Source organism: Aestuarium sp. (assembly GCF_023253315.1).
Lineage (GTDB): Bacteria > Pseudomonadota > Alphaproteobacteria > Rhodobacterales > Rhodobacteraceae > Marivivens > Marivivens donghaensis.
Genome location: NZ_JALRGW010000054.1, coordinates 1 through 3,440, shown reverse-complemented (window position 1 = coordinate 3,440; position 3,440 = coordinate 1). Strand labels below are relative to the sequence as shown.

Below are 3,440 nucleotides of genomic sequence, written 5' to 3'. Positions count from 1 at the left end.
AAACCAGATATTTTTTAGTCAACTTATATCAGTTTTATTTGACTTTCCAACCGTTTCTCATGTAACTAATCACTAAAGATATATTGTGGTGTGTACGCTTTTGGAATGGGTTTGGCTGAATACATCATTTCGCGAGCTTTTTCTTTCTAAATTTATCTATCAGTCAAAGCTTCGGTCGACAACCTGGTAATTTATAAATTTCTGCGGCAAGGACGTTTCGGTGTAAAATCGAACATTCTGTTTGTCACATTAGTACTTTATGATGAATATAAACCGCCGTTATGAGTATTCGTCTGAGTTTTGTGACAATCATTTAATGGAGTCTAAATCCTTTTTTAACTAGGATACTTGCTCCCTAGAGTTGAGTTTGTCTTCCATTTTGAGTTGGGTGATCACGTTGTTCAAAGCAGTTATACGTTGTGCCATTTTAATATATTTTAAGAAGAGAAATATTTAATTTAATTCTTCATATAGACAACTAATCTTTATAGCCATTGACTGAGTTTTCACCACTGCCCTCGAGTCTCGCGTTTGACTGCTTGCGATGATTTAAAGTAGAGCTGACCACGATATTCATCTCTGATTTTGTTGAACGCTATTAAATACCTGCAACAATATCTAAAAGCATATTTCCACTAGATTGCTTCCTTACAACCCCTCTTTTCGTTAAATTGCCCTATGATTATTCTTTACCAAATTTTCTATCTTGTAGTCCTTACATACTAGGTCTCGATGAGTTGACTGTGTCCGGATCAATTTCAATAGAAATGTCATTCTCGATAAAACTCTACTCAGCAAGCACTTGCTAAGATGACTCTGGCTGCAATTCTGATGCTCTCAACTTCATGGCGTACGAGTCAAAGACCTCTGGCCCACCACTACCTTATTTTCCAAGCTGCTACTATTTTCTTAAAATTTCTTTGTATCTGTCCGGAAGTAAATAATCTTATTAGTTGCTCTGATCAACCATGATCATCGACGACATCGAATTCTCTAATGATTATGTTGAATCGTCAAGTTAGTTGTCTTAGGACTGAGCAAAATTTTGATTCTGTAAAACAAAGACAAGTAAAATTGGCAAGAGCGCTGCAAGGTTAGAGATCTCTAGGATCCAAATAGGGAATTCACTTGCAAACCCTTTATATTGGACGGCTATTACAATGTCGACGACTATCTTGACGAGATAGCTGATTCCATAAGTCATCACGATAGCCTTAATTTGGTAAGTTTAGCGATCGTATGTCCGCAACTGCCGAGATGACTATACACCCACATACAAGAAGTACACCAGCAGAATTGTGTAGACACTTATTAGCAACACACAGTCCCAAAGTCTTATCGGTTAATTTTTACCTCGATTCTACAAATAGTTTGGGCACCAGCCTATACCAATTATCAAAGTCATGATAGTCGTTAAAATAACGAGGCCAGCCAACAAAGCTCTCTTCAGTTTAATCCTAACTTCTTAGAGGCTGTATTAGTAATTCTCATCCGTCTATAGTGACAAGACGCATGTCAGTTCTGTGTAGTTGCATGCTTTGTGCGAAGAGCGTCGAGGTGCTCAACAGGAATACGACGAGTAGTTTTTTCATCAGGTTTGAATTACTCCAGGGTTGTAGCGTGGAATATCGGGATTATGATCGGCCATTCCAATACCGTAACTCAACCATTGTCTGGTTTTCGCTGGATCAATGACCGCATCTACCCAAAGTCGAGAAGCAGCATAATACGGGCTCATCTGGGCTTCATAGCGCGCCTCAATCTTCTCTTGTAGCTCTTTCAGCGCCTTTGGGTCCAATTCTTCTCCAGCCGCCTTCAACCTAGATTTTTCAATCTGTAAAAGTACCTTGGCCGCCTGAGCACCGCCCATTACGGCCAGCTTGGCGTTTGGCCAAGCCAGTATAAGTCTCGGGTCGTAAGCCGTACCGTTCATGGCATAATTCCCAGCGCCAAAGCTGTTGCCGGTGATAACGGTGAACTTCGGCACCGTAGAATTGGCCACAGCATTGACCATTTTCGCACCATCTTTAATGATGCCACCGTGCTCACTCTTGGAGCCAACCATAAATCCAGTAACGTCTTGTAGGAAGATGAGCGGGATGCGCTTTTGGTTACAATTGGCCACAAAACGAGCTGCCTTATCCGCGCTATCGCTGTAAATCACTCCGCCAATCTGCATTTCGCCTTTGGCGTTTTTAATGATCGACCTGTTGTTCGCCACAATACCCACGGCCCAGCCGTCTATTCGGTCATAGCCCCAATGTATGGTTTGTCCATAGGACTCCTTATAGGGCTGCCAGCTGTCCGCATCAATGATGCATTCAATAATGGGCATATTGTCGAATGGCTTGCCGTCGTGGGGGATGTACCCGTAAATATCTTCACCAGGATGTTTTGGTGCGACCGATGCGATTCGATCAAACCCCGCTTTCGGGAATGCACCTTGTTTGTCGACCAACCCTTTAATGGTATCCAGGGCCTCTTGATCGTTTTCACATTTGTAATCCGTTACTCCGCTGATATCACAGTGGGTATCGGCTCCTCCAAGTGTCTCGTTATCAATGTCCTCACCGATCGCGGCTTTGACCAAATACGATCCGGCCAGGAAAATACTTCCAGAACCTTTGACAATCAAACTCTCGTCGGACATAATGGGCAAATAGGCCCCGCCCGCCACACAACTCCCCATGATGGCAGAAATCTGTGGAACGCCCATACTGGATAGCACGGCATTGTTGCGGAATATGCGCCCGAAATGCTCCCGGTCAGGGAAGATCTCATCTTGCAGAGGTAGGAAAACTCCCGCGCTATCGACCAAATAGATGATGGGGAGGCGATTCTCTATGGCTATTTGCTGTGCTCTGAGGTTCTTCTTTCCCGTAATGGGGAACCAGGCACCGGCTTTCACTGTGGCATCATTGGCCACGACAATACATTGGCGGCCTTTGATATAGGCCAATACCACGACTACGCCTCCGGCGGGACAACCGCCATACTCCTCATACATGCCATCGCCCGCAAAGGAGGCAATTTCTAGACAGGGTTGTTTGGGATCAACCAGGTAAGCGATGCGCTCACGTGCGGTCATTTTGCCTTGATCGCGTTGTTTTTGAAGCTTGGCAGTACCTCCGCCCAATTCTACTTGGGCCTGACGCTTCCTCAATTCACTGAGCAAGAGCCTCAGCTCGTCGTCATTTTTGTTGAAGGATAGGTTCATGAATGTGATGTGGTTCTTGTCATAGTTCAAGCTCGGTGAGGTAGTCCCACGAGCTACGCCCTAAGTTAAAGAACAGATCTAAGGCACTCAAGTTGTTTTGAAAACCATTTTTTTCCTGAAATACCTGAGGATATGGAGCAAACCCCAAGGTGCTTTCCATCTTAGGACTAAGGTTGCGAAGGTCCAATCCACGGGCCTCGAGCTCAAACCGCTCCGACAAGTT

The 3,440-nt window shown here is 44.3% G+C and carries 2 protein-coding genes; both read right to left on the bottom strand.

Annotated features, from left to right (window positions below; all coding sequences use genetic code 11):
* Positions 1 to 1,591: 1,591 nt before the first annotated feature.
* Positions 1,592 to 3,247, bottom strand: a complete 1,656-nt coding sequence (locus tag AC1QQ2_RS13880; protein ID WP_479713571.1) for an acyl-CoA carboxylase subunit beta — start codon at positions 3,245 to 3,247, stop codon at positions 1,592 to 1,594.
* On the bottom strand, positions 3,237 to 3,440 hold a 204-nt coding region (locus AC1QQ2_RS13875), incomplete at its 5' end, for a hypothetical protein (RefSeq protein ID WP_479713570.1). The genes AC1QQ2_RS13875 and AC1QQ2_RS13880, both read right to left, overlap by 11 nt.